The sequence below is a fragment of the Moorena bouillonii PNG genome, from assembly GCF_001942495.1.
Lineage (GTDB): Bacteria > Cyanobacteriota > Cyanobacteriia > Cyanobacteriales > Coleofasciculaceae > Moorena > Moorena bouillonii.
Window position 1 is genome coordinate 3387655 of sequence record NZ_MKZS01000001.1, and the last position, 6317, is coordinate 3393971.

Annotated in this window: 6 protein-coding genes and 1 pseudogene; 1 reads left to right on the forward strand and 6 read right to left on the reverse strand. The window is 42.4% G+C overall.

Going from position 1 to position 6317, the window contains the following annotated elements:
• Positions 1 to 187: hypothetical protein (locus tag BJP37_RS41945; RefSeq protein WP_214607760.1), on the reverse strand; the 187-nt coding region annotated here is incomplete at its 3' end.
• A 419-nt stretch (positions 188 to 606) separates the two neighbouring features.
• Here BJP37_RS41945 and BJP37_RS13780 point away from each other — a divergent pair.
• Entirely contained in the window at positions 607 to 1515 is a 909-nt protein-coding gene (locus BJP37_RS13780; protein WP_075906075.1) for an ion transporter, read from the forward strand.
• A 110-nt stretch (positions 1516 to 1625) separates the two neighbouring features.
• On the opposite strand, the gene BJP37_RS13785 is transcribed toward BJP37_RS13780, so the two are convergent.
• From BJP37_RS13785 to BJP37_RS13800, 5 genes and pseudogenes are all read right to left on the reverse strand, one after another.
• Positions 1626 to 2636 (reverse strand): hypothetical protein, encoded by a 1011-nt coding sequence (locus BJP37_RS13785; protein ID WP_075899542.1) that lies wholly within the window; start codon positions 2634 to 2636, stop codon positions 1626 to 1628.
• Between the two features lie 14 nt (positions 2637 to 2650).
• Entirely contained in the window at positions 2651 to 4126 is a 1476-nt protein-coding gene (locus BJP37_RS13790; protein WP_075899544.1) for a mechanosensitive ion channel domain-containing protein, read from the reverse strand.
• A complete protein-coding gene (locus tag BJP37_RS39160) occupies positions 4126 to 4323 on the reverse strand; it encodes a hypothetical protein (RefSeq protein ID WP_158069573.1) in 198 nt (65 codons plus the stop codon). The genes BJP37_RS13790 and BJP37_RS39160 overlap by 1 nt, the downstream gene beginning before the upstream one ends.
• A gap of 621 nt (positions 4324 to 4944) precedes the next feature.
• Positions 4945 to 5531: pseudogene (locus BJP37_RS45005) on the reverse strand (Uma2 family endonuclease).
• 282 nt (positions 5532 to 5813) lie between these two features.
• On the reverse strand, positions 5814 to 6158 hold the full coding sequence (locus tag BJP37_RS13800; RefSeq protein WP_075899546.1) for a XisI protein: 345 nt from the start codon (positions 6156 to 6158) through the stop codon (positions 5814 to 5816).
• Positions 6159 to 6317 lie beyond the last annotated feature (159 nt).

Sequence of the window (6317 nt, forward strand, 5' to 3'; positions counted from 1 at the left end):
TTCTGCTGTATCGCTCACTACATAAGACTCTCATGCCTCCTTGTCCCCCTGTTAGGTAGGGAGTAGGGAGGGATTTTCGGCGTTGCTGAATTGAGGAATGAATAGGAGTAGAGTGGGCATCCTGCCCGCTCGAAAATATAGCGATGCAGCGCCGACCTGCGGGGGTTTCCCCCATGAGCGACTGCATCAAGACATTGAAACTGGCAAGATGCCAGTTCCACGCCTGATGCCCATTCCACGCCTGATGCCCATTCCAGAGGTGCGACCCAAGGGCGATTTACTCGCCCATTGGAAAGCGCACCTACTCTTAAAATCATTCCATTATTAAGCAACGCTGGATTTTCTCCCTGTTCCCTGTTCCCTGCTCCGAGGCTCCCTGCTCCGAGGCTCCCTAAAACCCAGAACTTTGTACCTCACCGAATTGATAAATGCGATATATAGTATAGTAATAATTGCCTAAGGATAGTGGTACTATAGTTTATTCATTAGTGATTTCTAAGGACTAATGACTAATTACCAATGACCAAGCACCCGGAATGATAAGTATTCATCGGGATATAATGATATCACAAGTTGCCCACTGTAATTGTTTATCTAATTTTTTTTATGCAGGTAGCACTCCAAAAAATTTCTAATTCTGAACTCTTTCAGAATACAGTTTTGAGCGTAATAATCTTGGCTAGCATTATAGTAGGTCTGGAAACTTATCCATCATTTACAGCAAAGTACGGCACTATTGTCACTTTTATAGAACATCTAATATTAGGGTTTTTTATTGCTGAAATTTTTATTAAGATAGGTGCTGAAGCTAGTCATCCATGGAACTACTTTAAAAATGGCTGGAATCTATTTGATTTATTCATTGTTGTGGCGTTACTATTGCCCATTGATAATCAATATTTTATAGTGCTACGTATGCTTAGGCTGCTGAGAGTATTTAGGCTAATATCTGCTTTGCCTCGCTTACAAATACTCGTCCGAGCTCTACTCAAAAGCCTACCCTCCATGGGATATGTATTTTTACTTCTCTGTATTTTGTTCTATATTTATGGGGTAGCCGGAACCTTTTTATTTGCTGAAAACGATCCGATGCACTTTTCTTCCTTACCCAAATCTATCTTGTCTCTATTTCAAGTAGTAACCCTAGAAGGTTGGACAGATTTGATGTACATCCAAATGTATGGCTGCGAAAGCTATGGTTACGATGGTATAGAAGCACTTTGCACAAATCCCTCAGCTTTACCCCTGATTGGTGTCCTTTTTTTTGTAAGCTTTGTGATGTTGGGGGCGATGATTACTATCAATCTGTTTGTTGGAATTATCACCAGCAATATCAGTGATAGTGTCGATGAATTCAAGCAGGAGCAGGAGGAAAAGTTCGACAAGGTGCTCAAGGAGCAGAATCAATTTAGCAAAGTTTCCAGACTGGAAGGTCAGTTATTAGCAATTGAAGAACAATTGAAAGATATGAATAGTTCCTTAGAGCGTATCCGAACAGATATTTCCGATTATTGAGGTATTATTGATCACGTTTAATCGCGTTTAATCGATTTTAGTAGTTTTTAGTTGATTCGGCAACACTATCATTGATTGCCTTTTTGATCTTGTTGTTAAGCTGATATCACCTACTTTTCTACATAGTTTTCGAGCTTAAAAAACTCAATCAATTCCTCAAAATTAGTGTCATTAGCGGTAGGAGTTAATAATTCAATTTCTTGAATTATGGTGGGATTCAAATACTTAAAAACATCATGGATTAAAACCGAAATTGCTTCGGCGGTCAACCCTTTAAGTTCACGATCCAATCTAGCCATTCGTCCCTTAGCAAAATTGACTTGAAAGCGAGTCCTTTTCAGGAGCCGTTGTCTAAGATTTTCATAAAGCGTTTGTTTATCGATAGCTTCATAATATGGAAGATCGTGATTCAAAAGTATTGGGATAATATCAGGATTTTCTTCTATAAATAGCAGACTGCCTTCCTGGTTAAATGCTTCAATTCCTTCCATTCCCAAAGTGCCTAAATCAGCCAAAGCAATAATCCGAGCTACCAGAGATAGGTTTTTATCAGAATAGTAGAGGTCAGGTTGGTAAATTGTATTGTCTAAACTATCATACCAACAAATGGTAGCATTAATGGCTTCTATAATGATTTGTAAATCTGAATCGGTAAACAAGGTCAGATGGTTAGAAGTTTGCTTGCTTATCCATTCATTCTGATTTTTGATGTAATCCAAAAGCTTAGTAATTGTAGCGGCTTCGCTCACACCATTTTCTCGCCGTCTAGAAGTATGGGGTTTGATTTGAGGGAGAAACTCTTGTACCATATCGTGAGCAATGGCGCACAGATCGATTAACTGTTTCATTCTGCTCAGATAGTCTGCTGCTATATCATTGTCCAGACAGGCTTCCCAATAGGGTCTGATGGCTTGGAAAATCCGATCAGCCCTACGCTGCACTCCCTTAACATGGTCACAATTATGATAGTAAAGCTGTTTTCGCTCCGTTTCTTTTTCCATTTCCAACAGAGCAAAGGTTTTCACCCTAGTGACTGCTTCCACAAAGGAGCTAGGAAGCTGAGCTAAATCATCAATTGATGGGTGTAATAGATACTGATTATCCTGATTTATTTTATTCATGATAACTATCGGTTTTAAATACCAAAAATTGATTGAATACGTTTGCGAATTTCCGCGAAAGGAGTTTCGTCTTCCTCTGTGCTACTAACAGTTATTCCTAAGCGTTCCAATGTCTCTTGACGTTTGGATAATTCTTCAGAAATTCGGTCAGCTAATTCTTCGTGCTTAGCCAATAGACTTTGTAAATTGTCTCGATCCACCACAAACAGCATCGTCTCTTCTAGGGTACGAAGAGTAGCAGTACGGGGAGTACCCATCAGCAGAGACATCTCCCCGATAAATTCCCCAGACTTACGGGTAGCGACTCGTTTTCCAATCGATTCTACAAACACTTCCACTTTTCCAGATAGGATAATATAAAATGAGTCCCCTGGATCGTTTTCCCGACAGATGGTTTCGTAAGCTGGGAGAGTTTTCCGATAGCCCTCTTCAATGATATGTCGCAGTTCGATATCGCTGCAGTTTTGAAAATAACTTACTTGCCGCAATAGATCTGCCAGCTTCCAGGCTTTAGCGGATTTAGACTTGGGTTTGCGTTTAGCTGTAGCTGATTGCTTGTGGGTTGAGGAGGAGCCATTAGTCACCCCGGGGGTTTGTAATTGCCGAAACAGGGAGACTAAGGCTTCTGGATTGTGAATACGCAAGTTTCGCTCAGGGTGGCCGGGTTCGATGTGGCGCGATCGCAATTCAGTATCAATCAGATAATACAAAGCACTTTTAATCCCTTGGCTCTCTGCTGGTTTATCGATCCAAACCAAAAGTTCAAAATCCATCCCTTCCTCTCCATAGCCCTTGAACCAAACTTGGGGAGAGGGAGAAGATAAAACTCGAGGTTCTTGGCGGGCAGCCGCTAACAGCAGCTCTGTGATCACAAGGGGATCTAATTCATCGGGAAAATTGATGGGAATTTGGAGACGACTTGTAGGGTTTTCGTAGCTCCAGTTAATGACATTGTTTTGGACAAAACTGTTATTGGGAATAATAACACAAACGTTGTGAATGGTTCGTATTACTGTAGAGCGAATCGATATTTTTTCCACAGTTCCTGACAGATTATCGATTTCTATATAGTCTCCCACTTTAATCGGTTGATCAAGCAGGATAGTCAGACCACTGATAAAATTGCTAGCTAGATCTTGTAGTCCAATTCCAAAGCCAATACCGAGAGCACCAGCAAAGATTGCTAAAGAACTTAGGTTAATCCCTGACGTTTGTAGAACGATTAAAAACCCTAAGATACTTAGAATGTAACCGATAATAGAAGCGAGGGCTTCGCGAGTACCCCGATCCATCCTGAAACGGCTCAGTAACCAATGTTTAATCAGAGCTTTGATGGTACGGGATATCAGAATAGCGATGATACATAAAAACAGGAATTTGCCTAAGAAACTCAGAGAAAAGGCTTGGCCACCAAATTCAAATAGCTTGGCGGTAAACACCTTAGAGATGGCATTCCCGAGTTTTTGTATCTGTGTAATAATCCAAGTCATCAGAAGTGTTGAACAGGGAACAGGGGAAGAGTTTGGAGCGGGGGCGCGGGGCTTTCAGGGGTAGGTTTTTTACTTTGGAGATAGGTAATGGGGAATGGGGAATGGGGAATGGGGAATGGGGAATGGGGAATCGGGAATGGGGAATGGGGAATCGGGAATCGGGAATCGGGAATCGGGAATGGGGAATGGGGACCCACCCCTAACCCCGACCAGTGCGTACGCTACTAGTGTAGGGTGGGCAAATTATCCTAGTAATACCAATTGATCACCAATCATGTCCATTTGCCCACCCTACTACTGTTCCCAAAGATAGGCTTTGGGTGGGCAATATATCAAATTAATACAATTTCATCACCAATCATGTCCATTTGCCCACCCTACTACTGTTCCCAAAGTGCGTACGCTACTAGTTTAGGGTGGGCAAATTCTGATCCCTTGGCAATTTCATGATCAATCATGTCCATTTGCCCACCCTACTACTGATATAATTCCTCTTACGGCGGATTACATAACTATCAGGTACACATTGTTTCTCCTCTTCCCTCTTCCCTCTTCCCTGCTCCCTGCTCCGAAGTCCCTGCTCCGAAGTCCCTGCTCCCTAAAAACCCAAAACTTTGTACCTAACTGAAGTGCAAACCGCTGTATGTTGATTGATCAAATAGCATCAGTGCGATCGCATTCGGTTCGGTAGGGTGGGCAAATTCTGTACGGAAGGCAATTTGATAAAGAATCATGTCCATTTGCCCACCCTACAAGATCTGTTCCCAGATCCGCTGTTCCCTTTGGTATAGCTGATACCTGATAGCTGAATACTTACATTATCGCTGTCGGGTCATTCCAATTATTGCGTCTACTGTAAAGTCTGAGATATTGTCAAGGGTGGGGAGTATGTCAGTTCCGGCAAACACCAGTGGTAGTTCCTGGTTTTCCCAAACCCAGATTTGCTGTCGCTGAATATCGATTAGCCAAGCCAGCTGAGTCCCGTTGCTCAAGAGGTGCGACCCGTGGCGAATTTAATAATTAGATGCGGAAAGCGCACCTAAAGTGCAAAATTTTGTTCTGTAGGTCTAATGTGCTTTGGTCAGGGGAACGAATTTCAATTAACCAGAAGGCGTGAACCTGACCGGGGGCCATCTTGATCCCTGAGGCGATCGCTTTTAACAACGACAATATCTGGTACAGGGGATAAGGGAGGAATGATGCACCGGAGTTCTTGAATCGCAACGCAAGCATGGGTTTGATTGTTGATGGCGTTTACGAGGTTGCGTTGGAGGCGGGAATGAAACAATGTTGGCATAGGCTTTTGCTTCGGGTGTCCATGGATGAATTCCCAAGCAGGAGATGCTTCTATATTCGGTTGTTGGAGAAAAGCGTTTAAGGAGTTAGTAATGCTGGGTGATTGCATGAATTTTGTTAGCAGAAGAATGCTTAGCAATATTCCAGGTAGATTTTGTAGGGTGCGTTAGGCGGTTTGGTTGATAAAAATAGATGATATTGCCATAGTTTAAGCCGTAACGCACCATTGTATTGGTTAAGGATATTTTGGTTTCAATTTGTATATAGATGGTGCGTTACATTTCACCGCGAAGCACCCTACAAGAGCGATTGGCCTACGGCCACGCTACGCGTAGGCACTGACGGCTGACCGCTGACCGCTGTTCGCGCAGCGTGCGCGTAGCGCATATGCTTACTTTGTGCCATAGCCTGAGTATTGCCGCATAGAAGGTGGCTGAAACCCAATAACAATATCATTTTTGGGAACGTTCATATTAACCATATCTTGACCAATATCCCATTCAGTATTGTTATTCTGAATCCAGATCTTGCCATTTTTTATCTCTAAATGAACTGAACAGCCATAAACTCTTTCTTTCTTGTCCCAGCCGATGGCCATTACTTGATAATGGTCGTTTTCCGTATCAAAAATGCTATGAATTTCAAGGTCACCATGAGAGGGTTTGTAACTGGCATATTGACTGAGTAGTTGCTTGATTATGCTGCGATAAGTTTGAAGCTTTTCTAGCTTTTCCATGATACAATTACCTCATTATCAATGTCATAACTTATAGCAAGTATTATACCCATGAGGTACAAATCTCTGGGTTTTAGGGAGCAGGGAGCAGGGAGCAGGGAATAGGGAATAGGGAATAGGGAATAGGGAATAGGGAATAGGGAATAGGGACTAGAAAAA